The organism is Dermatophilaceae bacterium Soc4.6 (assembly GCA_039889245.1).
Classification (GTDB): domain Bacteria; phylum Actinomycetota; class Actinomycetes; order Actinomycetales; family Dermatophilaceae; genus Lapillicoccus.
In genome coordinates this window covers 1,807,145-1,828,451 of record JAZGVH010000002.1, presented here as the reverse complement: position 1 = coordinate 1,828,451, position 21,307 = coordinate 1,807,145, and the positions used below count along the sequence as shown (strand labels likewise).

Annotated in this window: 17 protein-coding genes; 11 read left to right on the top strand and 6 right to left on the bottom strand. The window is 70.9% G+C overall.

The window, feature by feature from the left end:
• The first annotated feature begins 139 nt into the window (after positions 1–139).
• From V3N99_08410 to V3N99_08375, 8 genes are all read left to right on the top strand, one after another.
• Positions 140–1,921, top strand: coding sequence for a CpaF/VirB11 family protein (locus tag V3N99_08410; protein ID MEO3936768.1), 1,782 nt, complete (start codon positions 140–142; stop codon positions 1,919–1,921).
• Complete coding sequence (locus V3N99_08405) at positions 1,918–2,850, top strand: type II secretion system F family protein (GenBank protein MEO3936767.1); 933 nt, start codon at positions 1,918–1,920, stop codon at positions 2,848–2,850. Before V3N99_08410 ends, V3N99_08405 begins: the two co-directional genes overlap by 4 nt.
• Positions 2,847–3,752, top strand: coding sequence for a hypothetical protein (locus V3N99_08400; protein ID MEO3936766.1), 906 nt, complete (start codon positions 2,847–2,849; stop codon positions 3,750–3,752). Before V3N99_08405 ends, V3N99_08400 begins: the two co-directional genes overlap by 4 nt.
• A gap of 186 nt (positions 3,753–3,938) precedes the next feature.
• Positions 3,939–4,142, top strand: a complete 204-nt coding sequence (locus V3N99_08395) for a hypothetical protein (protein MEO3936765.1) — start codon at positions 3,939–3,941, stop codon at positions 4,140–4,142.
• 22 nt (positions 4,143–4,164) lie between these two features.
• The gene (locus tag V3N99_08390; GenBank protein MEO3936764.1) at positions 4,165–4,617 is read left to right on the top strand and encodes a TadE family protein; all 453 of its coding nucleotides are present in this window, start codon (positions 4,165–4,167) and stop codon (positions 4,615–4,617) included.
• Complete coding sequence (locus tag V3N99_08385; GenBank protein MEO3936763.1) at positions 4,614–5,120, top strand: TadE family protein; 507 nt, start codon at positions 4,614–4,616, stop codon at positions 5,118–5,120. The genes V3N99_08390 and V3N99_08385 overlap by 4 nt, the downstream gene beginning before the upstream one ends.
• A gap of 5 nt (positions 5,121–5,125) precedes the next feature.
• The gene (locus V3N99_08380) at positions 5,126–5,695 is read left to right on the top strand and encodes a pilus assembly protein TadG-related protein (GenBank protein ID MEO3936762.1); all 570 of its coding nucleotides are present in this window, start codon (positions 5,126–5,128) and stop codon (positions 5,693–5,695) included.
• Entirely contained in the window at positions 5,692–9,357 is a 3,666-nt protein-coding gene (locus V3N99_08375; GenBank protein ID MEO3936761.1) for a LysM peptidoglycan-binding domain-containing protein, read from the top strand. Before V3N99_08380 ends, V3N99_08375 begins: the two co-directional genes overlap by 4 nt.
• A 476-nt stretch (positions 9,358–9,833) precedes the next feature.
• On the opposite strand, the gene V3N99_08370 is transcribed toward V3N99_08375, so the two are convergent.
• On the bottom strand, positions 9,834–10,463 hold the full coding sequence (locus V3N99_08370; GenBank protein MEO3936760.1) for an SMI1/KNR4 family protein: 630 nt from the start codon (positions 10,461–10,463) through the stop codon (positions 9,834–9,836).
• Positions 10,464–10,794: 331 nt separating this feature from the next.
• On the opposite strand from V3N99_08370, the gene V3N99_08365 reads away from it, so the two are divergent.
• Complete coding sequence (locus tag V3N99_08365; protein ID MEO3936759.1) at positions 10,795–12,030, top strand: IS110 family transposase; 1,236 nt, start codon at positions 10,795–10,797, stop codon at positions 12,028–12,030.
• A 647-nt stretch (positions 12,031–12,677) separates the two neighbouring features.
• On the opposite strand, the gene V3N99_08360 is transcribed toward V3N99_08365, so the two are convergent.
• Positions 12,678–13,592: a tyrosine-type recombinase/integrase gene (locus V3N99_08360; protein MEO3936758.1), complete on the bottom strand. Its 915-nt coding sequence runs from the start codon at positions 13,590–13,592 to the stop codon at positions 12,678–12,680.
• Positions 13,593–14,343: 751 nt separating this feature from the next.
• On the opposite strand from V3N99_08360, the gene V3N99_08355 reads away from it, so the two are divergent.
• Entirely contained in the window at positions 14,344–14,646 is a 303-nt protein-coding gene (locus V3N99_08355; protein MEO3936757.1) for a hypothetical protein, read from the top strand.
• Between the two features lie 344 nt (positions 14,647–14,990).
• Here V3N99_08355 and V3N99_08350 read toward each other — a convergent pair whose 3' ends face one another.
• Genes V3N99_08350 through V3N99_08335 form a run of 4 tightly spaced genes read right to left on the bottom strand, consistent with a single transcriptional unit; the run spans position 14,991 to position 18,719 of the window.
• The gene (locus V3N99_08350) at positions 14,991–15,143 is read right to left on the bottom strand and encodes a hypothetical protein (GenBank protein ID MEO3936756.1); all 153 of its coding nucleotides are present in this window, start codon (positions 15,141–15,143) and stop codon (positions 14,991–14,993) included.
• Between the two features lie 39 nt (positions 15,144–15,182).
• Positions 15,183–15,581 carry a DUF6262 family protein gene (locus V3N99_08345; GenBank protein ID MEO3936755.1) on the bottom strand — a complete coding sequence of 133 codons (399 nt, stop codon included), beginning with the start codon at positions 15,579–15,581 and terminating at the stop codon, positions 15,183–15,185.
• A complete protein-coding gene (locus V3N99_08340; GenBank protein MEO3936754.1) occupies positions 15,571–17,574 on the bottom strand; it encodes a tyrosine-type recombinase/integrase in 2,004 nt (667 codons plus the stop codon). The genes V3N99_08345 and V3N99_08340 overlap by 11 nt, the downstream gene beginning before the upstream one ends.
• Complete coding sequence (locus V3N99_08335) at positions 17,571–18,719, bottom strand: tyrosine-type recombinase/integrase (GenBank protein ID MEO3936753.1); 1,149 nt, start codon at positions 18,717–18,719, stop codon at positions 17,571–17,573. Before V3N99_08335 ends, V3N99_08340 begins: the two co-directional genes overlap by 4 nt.
• A gap of 1,848 nt (positions 18,720–20,567) precedes the next feature.
• Here V3N99_08335 and V3N99_08330 point away from each other — a divergent pair.
• Positions 20,568–21,233 (top strand): DUF1906 domain-containing protein, encoded by a 666-nt coding sequence (locus tag V3N99_08330; protein ID MEO3936752.1) that lies wholly within the window; start codon positions 20,568–20,570, stop codon positions 21,231–21,233.
• Positions 21,234–21,307 lie beyond the last annotated feature (74 nt).

The window sequence follows — 21,307 nt, the reverse complement described above, 5'->3', positions numbered from 1 at the left end:
GGAGGGCACGGAGGGCACGGAGGGCGCTCCTGACACGGCGGTGCTGCCGCCGCTGTTTGCCAGCCCGGTGTCGGGGTCCGTCAGGCCTGTGGGGCCCGTCCGGGCGGCCCGGCCTGGGCGGGTGCGCGGAGGGTTCTCGATGCGGCCACGCACCGTGGAGGGTGACCCGGTCGCGCTGGACGACGCCCGCCGCCGCCACGACGGCCCCGGCGCCCCCGCCGTCCCGAACCTCCCGAACCTGCCGGACGTCCCCGACATCCCCGATATCCCTGACATCCCCGACGTCCCCGACGTCCCCGACCAGGCGACGTTCCGTCACGCCTTGGCACCCGGCGGGAGCGACCGTCATGGTGCGCGGTTGAGTGACCGGTTGAGGGAGCAGGGGGAGATCGACTGGGCTCTGGTCACGGCGTTCCGCACGCTGGTCGCGGGCCGGCTGGCGCTGGGTGGGGACTGGCGTGCCCAGACCGATAGCGCCAACTGTGCGAACAGCGCCACCGGTGTCAGCCGTGTCAGCGGTGCCATCGACAGCAAGGGTGTTGGTGGTTCCGGTGGTGGGGGGTCGCGGCCGGGCGCGGACGGGGGCGCGCGGGATCGTGCCGCGCAGGAACGGTTCGGGTGGGTGGTCATCGCGGATCTGCTGAGGGAGCACGCGGCGGATGTCGCGGCCAGTGGGGCGCCGGCGTGGACGGGGCGGCAGCAGTCGCTGATGGGGCAGGCCGTGTTCGATGCGGTGTTCCGCCTGGGCCGGCTGCAGCCTTTGGTCGAGGATGACCGGGTCGAGAACATCTTCATCCTTGGCTGCCGCCAGGTGCTGCTGGAGCTGACCGACGGCAGCCGGATCCCCGGCCCGGCGGTGGCGGAGACCGATGAGGAGCTGATCGACTTCCTGCGTTTTCTGGCCGCCCGGTCGGAGTCCAACCCGCGCCCGTTCTCGCAGAGCATGCCCCGGCTGCACATGAAGCTCGACGGTGGGGCGCGGCTGGCGGCCACGGCGTGGGTGGTCAGCCGGCCCACCGTCGTCATCCGGCGTCACCGGTTGATGGTCGACAGCCTGGATGGGTGGGTCGAGCGGGGCTGCATGAGCCCGTCGTGTGCGAACCTGCTCGCGGCGCTGGTGCGGGCGTCGTGGAGTGTCGCCGTCTCCGGGCCCATGTCGGCGGGTAAGACCACGCTGATGCGGGCCCTGTGCGCGCAGATCCCCCGGGGCGAGGCGATCGGCACGTTCGAGACCGAGTACGAGCTGTTCCTGGGCGAGACGGGCCAGCACGAGATCGTCATCGACTGGGAGGCCCGCCCGGGTCTGGGGGAGGTCGGCGCCGACGGGCGCGCCGCGGGCGCGTTCGAGCTCGCGGATGCCCTGACCGACTCCTTCCGGTTCGCCCTGTCCCGCCAGATCGTCGGCGAGATCCGCGGGTCGGAGGTGTGGACGATGATCAAGGCGATGGAGTCCGGTACCGGCTCGCTGTCGACGACGCACGCCGCGACCGCCGAGACGTGTATCCGCAAGCTGGTCACCTGCGCGATGGAAGCCGGCAGCCACGTCACCCGGGACCTCGCGTTGGAGAAGCTGACCGGCTGCCTCGACGTCATCGTCCAGCTCGCCCGCCGGGTGGAGGACCGGCCCGACGGGTCGCAGGTGCAGCGCCGCTGGGTCAGCGAGGTCGTCCTCGTCGAGCCCGGGGAGAAGGAGAAGGGCTACGCCCTGACCTACCTCTTCGGGCCGGCCCCGCCGAGCAGACGAGGCCCGGCCCGGGCCACCGGCATCCTCCCCCCGCGCTGTCGGGAGCTGGTGGAGTTCGGCTTCGACCCCGACCTCTACCAGGCCGAGGCCGACGGGGCCGACACCGCTGACGGTGCGGGCTGGGTGGGCAGGGCTGGCAGGGCTGGCAGGGCTGATGGTGGGGGGTGGGCGCCGTGACGGACCTGCTGTCCGCGGTCTGCGGGGCCCTGGTCGTCGTGGGCCTGCTCGGCGCGGTGGCCGCCCTGCGACCGCGCACCGGGGGCACCCCTCACGCTCGCGCCGCCCTCCACGCTGACGGCGGCCCTCTTGAGCGGGACCCGTTTGCGCTCGGGACCCCACTGGCGCGGCTGGCGCGGGTGGCGCGGTTCTCTCGGCGGGTGACACCCCGGACCCGGGCCACGCTGGGGCTGGCCGTGGGGGTGGGGCTTTTGCTGGCGGTCCTGACTGGGTGGGTCGCCGCCGTCGTCGTCCTGCCGGCGGCCGCGGTGGGGCTGCCGTACCTGCTGGCGGCTCCGCCGGCGGCGCAGCAGATCCGGCGCGTGGAGGCGATGGAGGAGTGGACCCGCTCCCTGGCCGGTGTCCTCGGCGCCGGCGTCGGGATCGAGCAGGCCCTGACCGCGACGCTGCGCTCCACCCCGGAGCCGATCATGGGGGAGGTCGCCACCCTGGTGGCGCGGCTGCGGGCCCGGTGGGACACCGAGACCGCGCTGCGGGCCTTCGCCGACGACCTCGACGACGTCACCGGGGACCTGGTGGCGGCCAACCTCATCCTCGCCGCCCGCCGCCGCAACCGCAGCCTGGCCTCGGTCCTGGCCGGCGTGGCCGAGTCCGTCGCCGAGGACGTGGCCTCCCGCCGACGGGTCGAGGCCGGCCGGGCCAAGCCGCGCGGCAGCGCCCGCCTGGTCACCACGTTCTCGGTGGGGGTGCTGGCCGTCCTGGCCTTCACCGGTGACTACATCGCCCCCTACTCCACCCCGTTCGGGCAGGTCGTCCTGGTCGTCCTGCTCACCGTCTACGCGGGGGCCCTGCTGTGGATGCGGCGGATGGCCGAGGGCAGAACGAGCCCACGCTTCCTGGGGCCTGACGCCCGGGCCGGTGCCCGATGACCGGCCTGCAGCTGTCCCTGGCCTTCGGCGCCCTCATCGGGCTCGGCGTCGCGGTCATGATCTACGGGCTCATCCCCGCCCAGCCCGACCTGGCCGATGTGCTGGACCGGCTCTCCCCGCCGGTACGGCGCCGTCCGGGTGCGGCCGTCCCCTCGACGACCCCCGACCCGCAGGAGCGGCTGGGGATGTGGGCCGAACGCACCCTCCCGGCCCGGCTGCTCGGTGTCCCGCCGGCGGCGGACCTGGCTGTCCTGCGCCAGAGCCCGGCGCAGTTCTACGGCCGCAAGGTCCTCTACGGCCTGCTCGGGCTGGTCCTGCCCGCGCTGCTGACCGGGTTCTTCACCCTCCTCGGGATCCGCATCGCGTTCGTGGTGCCGGTCGCGGCCACGCTCGTGCTCGCCGCGGTGCTGTTCGTGATGCCGTCGCGTGACGTCGCCGCGGACGCGGCGCAGGCCCGCGCCGACCTCGCGCGGGCGCTGAGCGCCTACATCGAGCTGTGCGCCCTGGAACGTCACAGCGGCGCCGGCGCCTCGACCGCCCTGGCGAACGCGGCCGAGGTCGGTGACGCGTGGGTGTTCGCGCGGATCGGGCAGGAGTTGGCCCGCTCCCGCTACACCGGCCAGCCACCCTGGGACAGCCTCACCGCCCTGTCGCGCGACCTCGCCCTGCCCGAGCTGGTCGACGTCGCCGACATCATGCGCCTCGCCAGCGACGAGAGCGCGGAGGTCTACCGGCAGCTACGGGCCCGCAGCGCCTCCGTACGCAGCGCCCTGCTCAGCGCCGAGCTCGCCCACGCCAACGTCGTCGAGGAACGCATGTACCTGCCCGGCTCGCTCCTGGGCGTGGTCTTCCTCGCCCTGCTGATGGCCCCACCGCTGCTGCGGCTGGTCGGGGCCACCTGAACGCCGTCAGGAGGAGTCTCCAAGCAGTCCCACAGCAAGCCCATCGCAGCCGGGAAGGAGAGGAAACCCCAGGACCCACCGAGGCCAACCGAGCATCCCGAGCATCCCGAGCACTAGGCCAATCACGAACAGCGACAACCCGTTTCACCCCACAGCCCACCACTGAACCACCGGAAGGACACCGCCATGACCTACCTCTTCGTCACCCTCCACACCCTCGGAGTGAGCCTGCAGACCCGTGCGGACCGGGTCCGCGCGCAGCGCCGGGACTGCGGCGCCGGCAGCACGATCGAGATCGTGTTCTGGGCCGTGGCCGCCCTCGCGCTGGCCGGCATCGTGTACGCCGCGCTGCAGGCCTACATCAACAGCAAGCTGCCGGGGATCCGGTGACCATGACCAGGGACCGCTGACCATGTCCCGCCGGCGAGTGCGGCACCTGGTGGTGTCCCGCCGGTGCGCCCGCACCGGCCCCGCTGTTGCGGGGCATCACGAGCGGGGTGCGGCCTCGATCCAGATCGTCATCCTCATGCCGGCCCTGTTCCTGCTGATGTTCGTCGGTGTGCAGGCGGCCCTGATCTACCACGCCCGCACCGTGGCCATCGCCGCCGCGGCCGAGGGGGCCCGGGCCGGCGCCGCCCAGGGCGTCAGCAGCGGGGCAGCCCCGTCCGTGGCGCGGTCGGCGGCGACCGCGTTCGTCGCCGCCGCCGGCGGCCGCGACGTCCTGGCCGGGCTGAGCGTGACCACCAGCCGCACCGCAGCCACGTCCACCGTGGTCGTGACCGGCACCACCCCCAGCGTCGTCCCCGGCTGGACCCCCCGGATCAGCCAGAGCGCGTCCTCGCCACGGGAGGGCCTGACCCGATGACCGGCCCGCCCCTGTCCCGTCGGGACCCTCACGCACGGCTGACAGCCCTTCCCGGGCTGGCCCGTCTAACCCGCTGGCGCGCCCGCACCGGGGTGAGGGACCGCGGCTCCTCGGCCGTCGAGGTCGTGATCCTGGCCCCCGCCCTGGGCCTGTTCCTGATGCTGATCATCGCCGGAGGGCGTGTTGCTATCGCCCACCAGGCCCTCGAGGCGTCCGCCGCGCAGGCCGCCCGCGCTGCGTCCCTGGCCCGCACCCAGGGTCAGGCCCTGACCGACGCCCGGACGGCCGCCGACAGCAGCCTGTCCGCTCAGGGCCTGGACTGTGTGCGCACCACGGTCGAGATCGACACGACCGGGTTCGCCGCGCCCGTGGGCACCCCCGCCTCCGTCGGGGCGACCGTGACCTGCCAGGTCGACCTCGCCGGCCTGATCCCGGCTCTGCCCGGGTCGATACCTGTCACCGCCACCATCCGTTCACCCCTGGACACCTACCGAGAGCGGTGACCGCCATGACCACCACCACCAGCACGATCACGACCACGGGCACGACGGGCACGACCGGCACCACGGGCACGACCAGCACGTCAGGAAGGGCGGCCATGGCGGGCACGACGGGCAGGACGGGCATGGACGGGCGGCTGCGTGCACGGGTGCGCCGGGCCGGGGACCGCACTCGCGGCTCCATCGCGGTCTGGATGATCACGACCGCGATGACGATGGCGCTGGTCGTGGGGCTCGCCGTCGACCTCGGCGGGCAGGTCCACGCCCAGCAGCGGGCCCAGGACATCGCCGCCGAAGCCGCCCGCGCCGGCGGGCAACAGCTGCAGGGGGCCGCCGCGGTCCGCGGGCAGGGCGTCGACCTCGACCCCGCCGCTGCGGCCGCGGCCGCACGTACCTACCTCGCCGCCGCCCCCGGGGTCACCGGCAGCGCCTACGTCCTGGCCGGGACCCGTGTCGTCGCTGACACCCGCAGCACCTACCGCACCCAGTTCCTGTCCCTGATCGGGATCACCACCATCACGGTCACCGGCCACGCCGAGGTCCAGGTCAACCGCGCCGTCGCGGGGCTGGCCCGATGAACCGCCGACCCCGTCTGGTCGGACTGCTTGCGACCCTGCTCGTGGTGGGCATCCTGATCGGGCTGCCGGCCACCCTCCTGGCCCTGGGGGCCAGCCCGTTGCCGCACGGCATTCCCACCAGCATCCCCACCCTCGAACAGGTCCGCTCGGCCCTGACCACCCCCGACGACGGCACCCTGGCCCTGGGCGTCATCAAGACGGTCGCGTGGGTCGCCTGGGCGGTCCTGGCCGTCAGCATCCTGCTCGAGATCGTGGCGTACGTCCGCGGCGCGCACGCCCCCCGGCTCCCTGGCCTGCACGGGCCGCAGGTGGCGGCTCACCAGCTCGTCGCTGCCGCCGCCCTGCTGTTCCTGCTCGTCCCCGGCACGGTCGGCGCGACGGGCCTGGCCGTTGCTCACGCGGCACCAGCGCACGCTCCCACCCCTCGGCCCGTCGCCACCGCACCGCCCGCCACCGGCCCGGCCTCGCCTCCCGTCGGGCATCCGGCAGGGTCCCGCCGAGGCGTCGCGCCACAGCAGCAGGCATCACCACAACCCACGGTGCAGCCGACGGTGCAGCCGAGGGTGGAGGCGACGGCGCAGCCGACGGGGCGGGCGACGGTGGCGGTGACGCGGGGGACCTACACCGTCCAGCGGGGTGACACCCTCTCCGGGATCGCCGCCGACCAGCTCGGTGACCCGAGGCGGTGGCCGGAGCTTGCCGACCTCAACCCGGCCGTGGCCGGGCACCCGGACCTGATCTATCCCGGCACCCTCCTGCGGCTGCCCCACCCCACCGCGTCACCCGCCGACACCTACACCGTCCGCGCCGGCGACACCCTGTCCGGCATCGCCGAACGTGAGCTCGGCGACGCCTCCGACTGGCCGGTCATCTTCGAGGCCAGCCGCCGCACGACCCAGCCCGGGAACGTCCATCTCAGCGACCCCGACCAGATCGACATCGGGCAGACCCTCACCATCCCCGACGTCCTCCCCACCCCCGCCGCCTCCGCCGCCGCGGCCCCCTCACGCGGCACCGCCCCCACCGCCGCCGCAGCCCCCACCAGCGCGACCGGCCGCGCCGCTCCGGCGCCAGCACCAGACCCAGGCGCCACACCAGTCGTCCCAGCCACCCCTACGCCGGTGCCGTCATCGGCCGGCTCGCCGTCCCCGTCAGCCCCGTCAGCCCCGTCAGCCCAGTCGGCGCCGTCGCTTGCGTCGCCGGTACCTTCCGGCGCCGCCCAGGCGCCGCCCGCCAGTACTGGTAGTACCGGTAGTACCAGGGGGGTCGAGGGGGTCGGTGGTGGTCGGAGCGCGCAGGCCATGACGGCGGCGCCGTGGATGCTGGCCGGGCTGACCGGGGCAGGTGCGATGCTGGCCGGGTCGCTGCTGATGCTGCTGCGTCGGCGGCGCCGCGCCCAGCTGCGCCACCGCCGTCCCGGGCGGACGCTGCCCAGCCCCGACCCGTTGCTCAGCCCTGTCGAGCGGACGGTCACCGGCATCGGGTCCGTCACCGCTGCCACCGTGGAGCACATGGACGCCGTCCTGCGCCGTCTGGCCGCCGCCGCAGCCGGCCAGAACAGCGCCGGCGCAGGCGCTGGCGCCACGATGCTGCCCGACCTCGCGGCCGTCGAGCTGTCCGCGACCCACCTGAGCCTGCACCTCGCCGACCCTGCACACCTGCCCGACCCGTGGGAGGGCACCAGCGACGGCTACCACTGGGCCATCCGCGTCGACACCGCCCTGGACGCCATCGGCCCGGACATCCTCGACCAGCCCGCCCCGTACCCCCTGCTGGTCACCATCGGGGTCAGCGACGGCGACCACGTGTGGCTGCTCAACGTCGAGGACCTCACCGTGATGATCACCGGTGACCCCACCTACGGGCAGGACTTCGCCCGCTACCTGGCCGCCGAGATCGCCTGCAACCCCTGGTCGGCCGGCGTGACCGTCTCGTGCGTGGGCCTCGCCGCCGAGGTCGCCGCGCTCAACCCGGACCGGATCCACACCTACCACCCACACCACGACCCGCACGACCCGCACGACCCGCACGGCCCCCGCAACCGGTACGGCACGCGGACGGACCCCATCGCGGACCAGGTCGCCGCCGCGGTTACCACCATCGACCGCTGCGATGCCGTCTGCCTGGACGTGCCCACCGCCCGAGCACGCCAGGCAGATGCCGACGCCTGGCCGGCGCGGATGCTGCTGGTCGACGCCGGGCACGAGCACCCCGGGCTGGACCAGCTGCTCGACCTGATCCACACCCACCCCGGCCAGGTGGCCACCTCGGTCGTGGTCCGAGGACACCGCCCCCGCACCCCCGGCACCGTCCTGGAAGTGACCGCCGACGGCCGCGTCAACCTTCCCGACGCGGGCCTGAACCTCATCGCCGTCGGCCTGACCAGTGACGAGGCCCAAGGATGCGCCGCCCTCCTGGCCCACAGCGAGCTCGTGACGCCGACGCCCGTGCCGCAAGACCCGCACGCCACCGACGGGTGGCGCTCCTACGCGGACCAGGCCGGCGCGTTGCGCCACGGCCACACCCTCACCCGGGCGACACCGCCGCCGCGAGAGACCGCCCGCCGCGACGGCGGTGACCCGGGCCCTGTCCCCGCCGAGGCTCCGGCCGGCCTGACCGCCGGTGGTTCCGCCGAGGCGAGCGCCGGGGGCGGCGCCCGAAGCGCAGCCCCCGCTGCTGGTGCTGACGGGGCGGCCGCAGCCTCGAGCAGCCTGCTCGAGCACGACGACATCACCTACCTGGACGTGGCCGCGACCACCCGTGAGGACCTGCAGGTCCTGGCTCCACGCGTGCCCGACACCGTCCGGCACGACGTCGAGGAGGCCGACCCCACCCTCGACGACGACGTCGCGATGTGGTTCCGCGAGGACAGTGCCCTGCCCAAGCTGCGCCTGCTCGGGCCGGTGCGGGCCACCACCCGGGGCAAGCCCCTGACCAAGCGCAAGCCCTACATGACCGAGCTGCTGACGTACATCGCGCTACAGCGACTCGGGGCCACTCCCGAGGAGATCGCCGACACCTTCACCATCACCAAGGCCAAGGTGCGCGACTACGTCCTGATCGTGCGGCAGTGGCTGGGGACCAACCCGCGCACCGGGGACCCGCACATGCCCGACGCCCGCACTGCCCCCGCCGCCGCCGTACGCGGGGTCCCGGTCTACGAGGTGGTGGACCTGCTGATCGACCTCGACCTGTTTCGGCGGCTACGGCTGCGGGGAGAGGCGCGAGGCACCGCCGGCATCGAGGACCTGCGCACCGCGCTGCGGCTCGTCGAGGGCCGCCCCTTCGACTACCCCATCGAGCGGGAAGCCGGCGGCGGGTGGACCTGGCTGGTGGAAGGGGACCGCGTCGACGAGCACATGGCCGTCGCCGTCGTCGACGTCGCCCACGTCGTGACCACCCACGCCCTGGCCGAAGGGGACCTTTCCACCGCGCGGCTGGCGGCCGAGACCGCCGCTCTCGCCGCGCCCTACGAGGAGATCCCGCGCCTCGACCTGGCCGCGGTCGCCGCTGCCGAGGGCCACTACGCCGAAGCCCAGCGGATCATCCGCGACGAGGTCTGTAACCGCACCGACGACGAAGGGCCCCCGCCGGAACTGTCCGAGCGAACCAACGCCATCCTGAGCCACCGCCAGGACTGGCACGACAGCCACGCCAGCTGACCTCCAGCAATGCCAGGCCGCCATGAGGCGGCGGAAGGACACGGCCGCACTCGCGGCGGTGTGGGACGGCCGCACTCGCGGCGGTGTGGGACGGCCGCACTCGCGGCGGTGTGGGACGGCCGCACTCGCGGCGGTGTGGGACGGCCGCACTCGCGGCGGTGTGGGACAGCCGCACTCGCGGCGGTGTGGGACAGCCGCACTCGCGGCGGTGTGGGACAGCCGCACTCGCGGCGGTGTGGGACAGCCGCACTCGCGGCGGTGTGGGACAGCCGCACTCGCGGCGGTGTGGGACGGCCGCACTCGCGGCGGTGTGGGACGGCCGCACTCGCGGCGGTGTGGGACGGCCGCACTCGCGGCGGTGTGGGACGGCCGCACTCGCGGCGGTGTGGGACGGCCGCACTCGCGGCGGTGTGGGACAGCCGCACTCGCGGCGGTGTGGGACGGCCGCACTCGCGGCGATGTGGGCTACTCGGCTGTCATGGAGTCAGGGAGGCTTCGCAGGCGTCAAGCCAGTGCAGGTACCACTCGGTAAAGCGCACGGGAGACGCGGGCCGGATGCCTTCGTCGCCGGCCCGGCCATCGGTCCAGACCTGACCGGCCAGGGGTCCGCTCACGACCAGTCGGTCCCAGTAGGCGCACCCCTGATGTGCGATCGGGATCGTGCCGTTGATGAGCGCCAGGTCAAAGTAGACAGTGTCCTTGTGCTCGAACCACCGCTCCATGCCCTCGTCGCCTAAGTCCGGTGGGACAAGCTGCGCGTCGGGGAGGTTCCACGGTTCGCTCAGGCGGAAGGAGGTGCGCAGATCGCTGACCATCCACTCATCCCACGGTTCGGTCTCGGTCGCTGAGTCGCCGCACTGTCCGACGGGGAACAGGCCGTAACCGGGGCCGGCGCCGCCGTCACCGATCTTGGTCAAGAAGAAACGGTAGTCGGCAGGAAGGGTCACACCCCAGCGACTCTCGAGTGACTCCAGGTGGTCATCGGCAAGTGGCACCCGCAGTTCGAAGCGGTGCCCGTGGAAGCCAAACACGTCGTCGACCCCGGCGGACGCGCGAAGGCGCGCGAGGCGGCTCGGGACCGTTGCCAAGTCGTCGAGGGTGCCCACATGCGGATCTTGCCACCCGATGGTGACAACTGCCGCGAGCCGTGAGGGTGGCGGGGTGGGACGGGGGTGCTCGCGGCAGAAGGGGACTGCCGCTTACGCGGCTACTAGAGACTTCCCTGCAGGACCGGTGTCTGGCCAGACTCGGTCTAGGTGATCGGCGGGCGGCTCTCTTTGCGGCTGCCCACTAGCGGTATCGGTGTGGCTCACCTTCGGTCTGCAGCCCGCCGGTCACTGTGACGAGGCGTGGCTCAAGAAGGGACTGCCCTGCTCGTAGTAGCACTGCCCACCTCGCCGTCCCCTCATCGGCACGAGTGTTAGGCAGGAGCAGCACATGGAACACACGGATCACACGAAGGACACAGGACCCGTCGTCATCGGCGTCGACCCGCACAAGCTGTCCGCGACGATCGAGGTCGTCGACGGACAGGAGCGTCTGCTCGGTTCGGGTCGGTTCACGACCGACGCGGCGGGCTACGCCGCGATGCGCAGGTACGTCAAGGCGTGGCCTCATCGGGTGTGGGCGGTCGAGGGCGCGAACGGCGCCGGTCGCCCGCTGGCCCAGCGGCTGCTCGAGGACGGGGACGACGTTGTCGACGTCCCGGCCAAGCTCGCGGCCCGGGTGCGGCTGTTCGACACCGGCCACAACCGCAAGACCGACGCCCTCGACGCGCACTCGATCGCGGTGGTCGCCGTCCGCACCGAGGGGCTGCGGGTCTTGAAGGTCGACGGGGAGCTCGAGGCGCTGCGGATGCTCGCCGACCGGCGTGAGGCCCTGACCCGCAGGCGGGTGGAGACCGTCAACCGGCTGCAGGCGTTGTTGGCTGAACTCCTTCCGGGACAGGCGAAACGTGACCTGTCCACCGCCCAGGCCAAGGCCATGCTGGCCGGTGTCCGCCCCCGCGACATCGCCGGCCGGACCCGTCGGCGGATCGCCGTGGAGGAGCTGGCCGAGCTGGTCGCGGTCGAGGTCAAGATGAAGAAGGCCTCCGCCGAGCTTAAGGCGATCGTCGTGGCCCGCAGGTCACGCTTGATGGACATCTATGGCGTCGGGCCGGTGGTCGCCGCCCGGGTCCTGGCCGACGTCGGTGACGTGACCCGGTTCGCCGACCGCAACCGGTTCGCGTCGTGGACCGGGACGGCGCCGCTGGACGCGTCGTCCGGGGAGCAGAACCGCCACCGGCTCTCCCGCGCGGGGAACCGGCGGATGAACCACATGATCCACATCGCCGCGGTCACCCAGCTGCGCCAGGACACCGACGGTAAGGCCTACTACCGGCGCAAGCGCACCGAGGGCAAGAAGCCGCTCGAGGCGCTGAGGTGCCTCAAACGCCGGATCTCCGACGCCATCTATCGCCAGCTCCTCGCCGACGCCGAACGCGACGCCGAACGTGAGGCTGACGCGGGTCCGGGAGGGCACTGCGGGGCGTCTCAAGAATCCAGCGCGGCCGACCTACCCCCGCACATCGACACTTCGGATCAGCCACTTCCCGGACCCGCAGCACCGACGCTACGCCCGGCCCTAGCTCCACGGAAGACCCACCAGCGGGCCCTCGTCACGACCCCTTGACAACAGAAGGGAGCCGGAGTGGGGCACGTCGGGGGGCCCTCGCGGATCCCGGCACAGTTGAATCCGCCTCACTGACCTTGTGCGGTGACTGCACCCATGCTCCAGGGATGCGACGCTGTGGCCGTGACGGATCTCGTGGGTGACTGGCGCGAAGCTTGGGCGCAATGGGCTGCGGCAAGCGCATCGGGGGGCTCAGTCGTTGCCCGCAACCTCATGATGGATCGAATCTGGGCTTTGGGCCAAGAGATAGCCAGGAGCCCTGATCTACACGAGTCGATGGAGGGGCTGTGCGCACCGGGCCAGGAACCCGATGTCCGGCTACACGCCGCTCTCGTCCGGGAACACTGGGACTCCCGCGGTTCGGCCGAGACTCTGATCGAGATCATCAGTGACTCGGGCGCATCCGTTGAGCGGCCCGTGACCATGTCCAGTGCGCTGTCCGTCAGCACAACGACGACAGCCAGGTCGGCAGCCCTGTGCCTCTACAACATAGACCGGGGGTCCGGCAACGTGGGCGCCGCTTCGTGATCGCTCCGCCAGCGTCAACCAGACGATGAGGGGTGTCCCGCAACCTTTCCGCTGATCGGCATGAACAGACATCGGCGTAGCCCCTTCCTTCTGTAATGGATGCTGGTTCCTGAGCCCGGTCAGACGCCGGCGACGTAGGCGGTGAGGAAGTGGACGCCGTGGCGGTCGAGGTTGCCGCGGGCGCGGTCGTAGTGCTCGGTGGTGCGGGGGTCGGCGTGCCGGGCGAGGATCTGCGCGTCGCGCAGGGGGACACCGGCGTCGAGGGCGTTGGTGATCGCGGCGTGCCGCAGCGAGTGGGGGCTGATGTGCCGGGGGATGCCGGCGGCAGTGGCGATGCGGGTGACCATCCGGTAGACGTCGCGCCGGTCGACCGGCCGACCTGAGAGGGGACGCAGGATCAGGGGCCCGGTGGTGCGCTGTCCGCGGCAGGCCTCGAGGACCCGCAGCACGGGGACGGTGACCGGCATGGTCGCGGGCTTGTTGCCCTTGCCGACGAGGTGGAGCACGCGGTAGCCGCGCAGGGTGTCGGCGTAGTCCTCGATCCGGACCGCGGCGGCCTCGGAGGCGCGGAGGGCGTTGATGCCGAGGAGGTAGGCGAGGGCTCCGTGGTGGACGGTCAGGGTCGGGGCAACCTGGAGGAACCGGATGAGCTCGAGCCGGTCCAGGCCGTGGGTGCGGGACTCGTCCTGGTGGATCTTCGGGAGCCGGGCGTAGACGGCGGGGTCGGCGGTGATGAGGCCGTCGATGTGGGCGAAGCGGAAGTAGCCGCGGACGGCGTGCATCATCGTGTTGACCGTGGAGTCCATCATCGGGCGGTCGCCGAGTTGGCGGATGTACAGCTCAACGTGGGCGCGTTGGATCCCCATGAGCGGGTCGAGTGCGTGGGTCTGACACCAGGTGAACCATTCTCGCAGCTGGTACGCGTACAGGGTGTGGGTGCGCCCGGTGTAGCGCGCGAGGTAGGACACTGCCGCTAGTTGCGCCGTGGACATCGTGGCGGGCTGGAACGGAAGAAGAGCAGTGGGGCTGGGCATGACGTCACCTCTCGCGGCGACCTCACCGACACGCCCAGACCCCGCTCGCCGCTGACACGGCCAGGCACATGGACGGATCGACGCTAGACCCGGTCGGACAACGCAGCCGCGTCCACAGGCGGCGGTGTGGGACAGCCGCACTCGCGGCGAAGTGGGACAGCCGCACTCGCGGCGGTGTGGGACAGCCGCTCTCGCGGCGGTGTGGGACAGCCGCTCTCGTGGCGGTGTGGACCGGCCGCTCTCGCGGCGGAAGGGGACGGCCGCTCTCGCGGAAGGACACGGCCGGAAGGACACGGCCGCTTGCGCGACGGAGGGGACAGCCCCTCTCAAAGCGGAGTGGGCGGCGCGATGTTCTTGTGAGTGGCCGCGGACCGGCCGGTGGATGGTTTACCATCCAGACGGTCAAGGACAGTAGCTCAGGGGGGATATGACGGGGCGCAGCGACGCCAAGAACGACCTGACGCCTCAGCAGCGCGACCGCCTTAGGCGGGCGTTGCGCCGCATGTGGCTGACTTTGCTGCCGGTTCTGCCTGCGACGGCCGTCCTCCTCGCGATTACACATTGGGTCTCGCCCGAACCGACAGCCGCCCCGGGCCACCACTCACCGCCGACGTGACTGTTCATAATCGTGCTCGGGGCGTCGCTGCTAATCGTGTTACCGGTTGAGGTGTGGTTCGTGTCGCGACGGTTTCACCGACCAGGCACGGCTAGGGACCTGCTGGTCGGCGGGGAGCCGCGTGACATCCGGCGGGTGGTCAAGATGCTGCGCCGCCAGCAGCCGATCGCGGACGAGGATGGCGGTATTGCTCAAGCGTACGTCAACTCTGCCGCGAGGCAGTTGAGGATGTTCCCTTGGCTAATTGGGGGAATGTTCGTCCTTTGTGCCATCGTCGTCTTCCTTGCCGCTCATGCGAACAGGCCATTCCCGTGGCTGCTGCTCGTGATGTTTATGGTCCTCTTGGTCGTGCTCGGCGCGGCCGTTTCCATGACGCGGAGATCGATCTCCACCGCCCGCGAGCAGGGGATCGTGGTGCAAAGGAAGCGTCGGCCATGAGCTGCCCCGTCAGCTGCGTGGAGCGACGCAGGCAACGCACACGGCGGCGGTGAACTGTCGCCCGATCGCCCGGTACCGGGCGGCACCCAGCCGCGAGAGGGGACGGCCCCTTCGCGGCGGAAGGACGCACGGCGAAGCTGTCCCTTCGCGGCGTGAGCTGCAGGCCGGCTCCCGCTAGGGTCCGCGGGTCGCCAACCTTAAGTGGCTCTTCACAAAGCAGGGTGTAGTTGAGGTCTGAAGCCGCCGCTCTCGAGTAGGGAGCGGGCGATGTAGTTGGTGAGGTTGCGGAACCCGAGGGCGGACCCGCGGAGGTGCGCGAGTCGACCATTGATGGCTCTTCGAAGTTAGCCGGGCTCCTCGTGGGTCATGACTGGCTTCCGCCGGTGTTGGCGGGTGCAGGCCCAGCGTATGCGGCGGCGGTGGTTGATGACGTTGCGGAACCCGAAGGCGTCGCGGCCGACGTGCTTGGCGAGGCGGTTGAACGTTATCTGGAGCACTTGGTCGGATGTGGCCGGTGACCTGCATGTCTGCGTCGGCTACATGTCGCTGACGGGGGCGTCGCGGCCGGCGGTGCGGTCCTGCCCGATGCGGGTGGCGAGTTGCAGGCGGAGCGCGTGGTTCTCTGCTCGCAGGGTGTGGAGTTCCTGGCGGAGGGTGGTCAGCTGTTCGTCGCGGGAGGCTTGGCTCATCCGTTGGGCTGCGGGTTGACGGGGGCTGCGGGTGGCGGGAGCTCGAAGCCGGTTGATTTGCTCGCGGAGCTGGGGATCGCGATAGAGCAGGGTCCGCGAGACGCCGGCGGTGTGAGCGACGGCGGCGTAGGTGATGGGGGTGCCAGCGTGGTCGAGGGTATGGATGGCCGCGCGGGCCCGCTCCCGAGCCGATTCGGCTCGGTGCCGGCTCGCGGCAGTGAGGGCTGTGGTGTTGTCAGCGCGCATCGGGGGTGTCCTGTCCGGCTGGGGCGTCATGGATCCCGAGGGTCTCGAGGGTTTCCAGCGCGGAGATGATCCTCGTGAGGTTGTCGGCGACCTTGCGGTGGTTGTCGGCCAGCCGGTGGTTGCCGCGGTGCTCGGCCAGGTCGATCAGTTCGAGGGTGTCGTCGTGTTGGCGCCGGTGGATCGGCAGGAACGTCGTGGTGGTTTGGAAGTCCGGGCAGGTCAGGCAGGCGTTGGGGTGTGGGCAGTCCTGCTGCGGTGGTCGTCCGCAGTAGCCGTTCGGCAGGCTGGCCTGCACCCGGGCGAGGTTGTGCTTGATCCACTCGGCGTCGGCGCTGGGACCGTGGGGGTCGAACGGGAGGCGGTCACCGTGGATGTCCACGCGCCGCTGCTGGTAGTCGTCGAAGGCCGCGCGGACGGTGGCGTCGTGGATCGTGGCGTACCGGGCGGTCATCTGGGGTGAGGCGTGGCCGAGCATCTTCTGAACGACGTGCTGCGGCACACCGGCGTTGATCAACCGGGTCCCGAGGGTGTGACGGTACTGGTGCGCGGTGACGGACACGGCCTGGCCGGCTTCGTCGTGGAGACTGATCTTCTCCTGCCAGTCGGCTAGGCGCTGGCGCAGGGTGGCGTAGGAGAATGGTTGGGCCCCATCGGGATTGGCGTGAGGCGAGGGAAACAGCTTCGGGCATCCGGCTGGCCAGCGGCTGCTCAGGTGCAGTTGTTGGGCGCGGACGGCGTCGGCGGCCCGCTGCGACAGCGGGACGAGCTGCTCGGTGGACATCTTGTGGTTGACGTACTTCAGGCAGGGCCAGCCGGCGCTGTCGACGATGACGGGGTTGTACTCGAGCAGGCAGGCGTCATTGGCGCGTAGGCCGGTCTCCTGGATGAGGATCAGCAGGTGTCGGGTGGTCTCGTCGGGGAGCAGGGCGAGGTTGTTGGGGTCCTCGAGCTGGGCCATCACGAACTCGGGGATGAACCGTGGCAGGGGACGCGGCCGCGGTGGCAGCTCGTCCAGGTACAGCGCGGCGTGACCGGAGAGGCCGGGCATCCAGTCGTGGCGGTGGCAGGCCTGCAGGAAGCTGCGCAGGATGACCAGGTAGGTGTTCGTCGTGTTGCCCGACAACTGCGGCGCCGCGGTGAGCCAGGACAGGTAGTGCTCCAGGACCTGCCGGCTGATCCCGCTGGCATCATCGACGTCCGGGTGATGGTGATGCAGGAACCCGGCGAACCAGCGCAGGGCACGCTCGTCGATGCTGACCGATCCGAACGCTTTACCGGCGCCGAGCCGGTAGCGGCAGGCTCGCTTGATCGCCTCACGCAGCCACGGTTGTGGGATGTGGTCGAACCGAATGGGTGGGACCTTCTTCGGCGACGGTCGCGCCCCGAGTGCGGCTGCCCGCCAGGTGTCTCGAGCGAACTCGGCCTCGGCGTCGATGCCCTCGTCCAGGTCGAGCACCTGCCGCCACGCGAAACGCAGCTGGCCCATCGCCCGGCCACCGGTGTCGGTCAGGCCGTGCTCGAGGGCCAGCAAGGTCCAGCGCTCCAGCCCGTGGTCCAGCAGCGAGTCGACCCTGGCGGTACTGACCAGCCTCACGAGGCGGTTGATCATCATCGGGACGAGGCGGATCGTTCGATGATCGTGGCGGATCTGAATGGAGTAGGCCACCTCCAACCGCAGCTGCAACGGCAACCCGCGAAGATCGAACGCGTCGATCCGGTCGCTGTGACCGCCGACCACCGGGCCGGTCGTGGCCGCGAACAGGTCCAGGTCGTGGCGGCCCTCGTGGACCCACCGTCCGTAGTGGCTGTTGCACAGCAACTTGGTCCAGGCGCCGCGTTCGCAGTCGGTGACGCGGCACTGCCCGCGCGCGAAGACGGGGTGGGTGGGATCGATGTGGATCAGGTCGACCGCGAACTCCGGTCGGACAGCCGCTCCCAGCTTGTCCAGCAGGCTCAGCGCGCCAGCCCGGTTGGCGTGCAGCGCGATGGTCATGACGGGTCCGCCTGCAGGACCGGGCGAGTGGCTGGCCGCTCGACCCAGAATCCCGCGCGGACGAGCTCGGCCCGCACGTCCTCGACACCGAGATGGACGTACGTTTCGCTCGTGGTCACGACCGAGCGGTGGGTCAGCATGTTCGAGACGATCTCGATCGGGACACCGGCCCGGATCAGCTCCGTCGCCCGGGTATGGCGCAGCATGTGGGGGCTGAACTCGATCCCGGTCCCGGCCCGCAGGCGGGCCACGAGCTTCGCGACCGCGTCGTACCGCAGGGGTCGCCCGACCGGTGCCGCGAACAGGTTGACGAAGACGTAGTCGCTGTCCAGGTCGCCGTATTCGGTGTGCATGTACTCGCTGTACAGGCGCACCAGCGGCGCTGAAACGGGCAGCACGGCAACGGTTTTGGTCTTGGCGCGGGCGCCGTTGGCGTTGTCGTCACGCGGCACGATCCGCAGCTCGCACCGACGAGAGATCAGATCGCTGTGGCGCAGCCCGAGCGCTTGACCCACCCTGATCCCGGTCTCGGCCAGCAGCGCGAGCAGGAACCTGTCTCGCAGCCGCGTGCAGGCGCCGAGGATCACCGCGACCTCCTCAACGCTCAGCGTGGACGGCAGCCGCCTCGGTGCCTTGAGCTTGACGGGTCTGGTCGCGATCGGGCGTCCCTTGGTGACATGGTGCAGGAACGGCTTGAACGACCCCCTCGGTACACGGCGCCACGCGACCAACGACTCAGCCAGGGCCACACCCGTGCGGGCGTGGAAGTCATAGAAGCCGAACACGCCCGCCAGGTGACGGTTGACGGTGGCCTCGCTGCGGCGGGCCGTTGCAGCATCCAGCACGATGACGTTCGCGGCCGGTGCCCGCAGCCACGACACGAACCGTGAGACGTCCTCGACTCCGGCGCTGGCCCAGTCGACGCGTCTCAAGGCGAGGAACTCGAGCCACAACGCCAGACTGTGCGCGTACGCCCGCACCGTGTTCGGCGACCGCTCGATCGAGGACAGGAACGCCAGGTACCGCTCCGCCGCCTCGACCGGACCGAAGTCGTCGTCGACGACGGTCCACGACTCCACCCCCGTCACCGGCATGAGCACCCGTTGCGCCTTCACCAGCACCGCCACCTCGAGGTCGGCCTGCACCGGCTTCCAGCCGGATACCTACTCTTCTACTCCGACCCGCCAGCCACGTGGGGGACGTCGAAGACATGCTCCAGATAACGTGTCGCTGACGCACCGGATCGGCCTCGTGAGCTACGTCGGACACACCCTCCGGAGGGCTCCAGATAATGTAGCCCTCTGAGCGCGCATTGGAGTAGCCCGTGCGCAGGCCCGCCTCGATCGCGGGCCACCAGTCCTCGATGGTCTCAGCGAGGCGGTGGACCTCGGGGATGTCACAGCTCGCGGCGCGGGAGTAGAACCGGAACAGCCGGTGCGAGATCCGCTCCCGATCAGGGGTCGTCGTGGTGGTCGCCGCGAGGGCGAGCAGGGCCCGCAGCTCCTCCTTGACGATGTAGGCCTGCACGACCTGCACCCCGAGGTGGCCCTCGTCGAGCAGGTCGTTCCACATCTTTGCGAACGTGCACTCGCGGAGGCGTTCGTGCGCGGTCAGCAGCCGGCGCCGGTTGGTCCATTCCGGGTCTTTCGCGGTGCCCCGGCGGCCGCGTTCCTCTCGCGTGGTGCGCTGGCGCACGTCGGTGACCATGGTGTTCGCGAGCTGGACCAGGTGGAACCGGTCGGCCACGAGCGTCGCCGTCGGCAGTGCGTCACGCACGGCTTTCGCGTACGACGCGGACAGGTCGATACACACGTGGGTGACCGCGTCACGCCACCACTCTGGTTGCGCAGCAACCCATTGCGCGACCGAGTTCGAGGTGCGCCCGTCGATGTGAGCGAGCAGGCCCCCGGTGCCGGCCGCGTCGACCACGGCGGTGTGCCATCGCTCGTGCACCACCGACCACCGCTGCGTGAGCGGGTCCTGCGCCCACCGCGGCCGGCCTCGGCGGGTCTCGTCGATCCCGATGACCGGGGTGATCGGCAGCGGTCGGGCGAGGACGGGGTCGACGTGCTCGATGAACGCGGCGTGCGCCACGGGCCAACTGACGTGGTGGTATGCCGCGGACGCGGACACGCAGGAGAACCCGTCTGCGACGCCGGCCCCGCACGCCGCGCGCAGGCGCGTGGTCAGCCGGGCCCGCGCGGGGACCGCGGGCAAGGACTCGGTGAACGAGCCGCGCGAACACAACGGCTCCCGGCACCGCCACCGCCGCTTGTGCCACACCAACCGCACCGGCTCCGGCCCGTACGGCAGGTCCCGCGGGCGCGTCGTCGCCCACCCCTTGACCGAGGACGAGACCACCCCACACGTGGGGCACGCCGCCGCCTGCTCGTCCCCGGTGACCAGATGCACCACCCGAACACCCCCGCCCCCGCCCTCGTCGTCCTCGTCGCCGACGACCTGCAGGACGTCCAACCCCTCGAGCCCAAGCAGCAAGCTCGCCCCTACCTCGATCTCGCGTGCCGAAGCACCTGCACATTGCGTACGCTGAACCACGCCCGTGACCTCACCTTCGTGACCAGGACTGCCTTGACAACAGCCATGATCACCGAGGTCACGGGCGCCGCGTGCTTTTATTGCGAGCTTCACGGGCCTTGGCAGGGAAATGTTACGGAGTGTGCGATGGAGTCAGGCGCGCGCAACAAATTGAGGCGTCTGTTGCCTTGACACGTACGAACGGCGAGAGTAGCGTCCCAGCCGTTACGACTGATGGATTTATGCGGGTGGTTCCTGCTTGGGGGAGTTTCAATGACTACGGCGCGTCGCTTGAGAGCACGACTTTCGTCACCTAGGACCCGTTGGCGATCGGCGGTGTTTGCGCCGTCCTGTCCCTAGCCGTTAGCCCTGTCATAACGTCACAGAGCGCTGAGGCGCGGGTGGTAGTCACGACCTTCAAGGGCTTCGATACGTGCTCGGCTCCGTCCGCGTCTACGATGGCGGCCTGGTACCCGTCGCCGTCGCCCTATTTTTGGCTTGGGGTTTATATCGGCGGGTCCAACCGAGGGTGCTCCCAGCCCAACCTCACGGCGAGCTGGGTGAGCCAGGTGACGGCTAGCCAAGCCTGGTATCTCGAGCCGATCTGGGTGGGTCCTCAAAGTGCCTGCTGGTCCGGCCCCTCCACCGCACCGCGCATCTCGAGCAACACCGCGACTGCGTCGTCGCAAGGGACCGCCGAAGCGCAAGCCGCTGTCCGCGCTTTAACTTCCCTCGGCTTCTCGCCAGGGACGGACTACAACACCCCAGTCGTGTACGACTTAGAAGCCTTCAACGGGACGAGTGCGTGCCGCGCGTCGGCGCAGGCCTTCATCAAGGCGTGGAATAGCTACCTCGGGAGCACTCCTCGCCAGGCATCCGGCGTCTATGGTTCGACCGCCGGCTCGTACCTCTCTGACTACGCGGGTTCCCCGCCCCCCAACTTCATCTGGGGCGCTCTCTACGACAACAACAGCGACACCAATGTTCTGACCCCTGTGCCGTCTAACGCCTGGTCACACGGTCAACGTCTGAAGCAGTACCAGGGAGGACACAATGAGACTCACGGCGGCATCACCCTCAACATCGACACCGACAGCGCCAATGGTCCGGTTTACGGATCCTGACGGTCCCGTTGCGGTCAGCAGCGGACGCCGGGCACGGCAGGCCCACCGGTCTAGTCGCCTCACGTCCGGCCTGG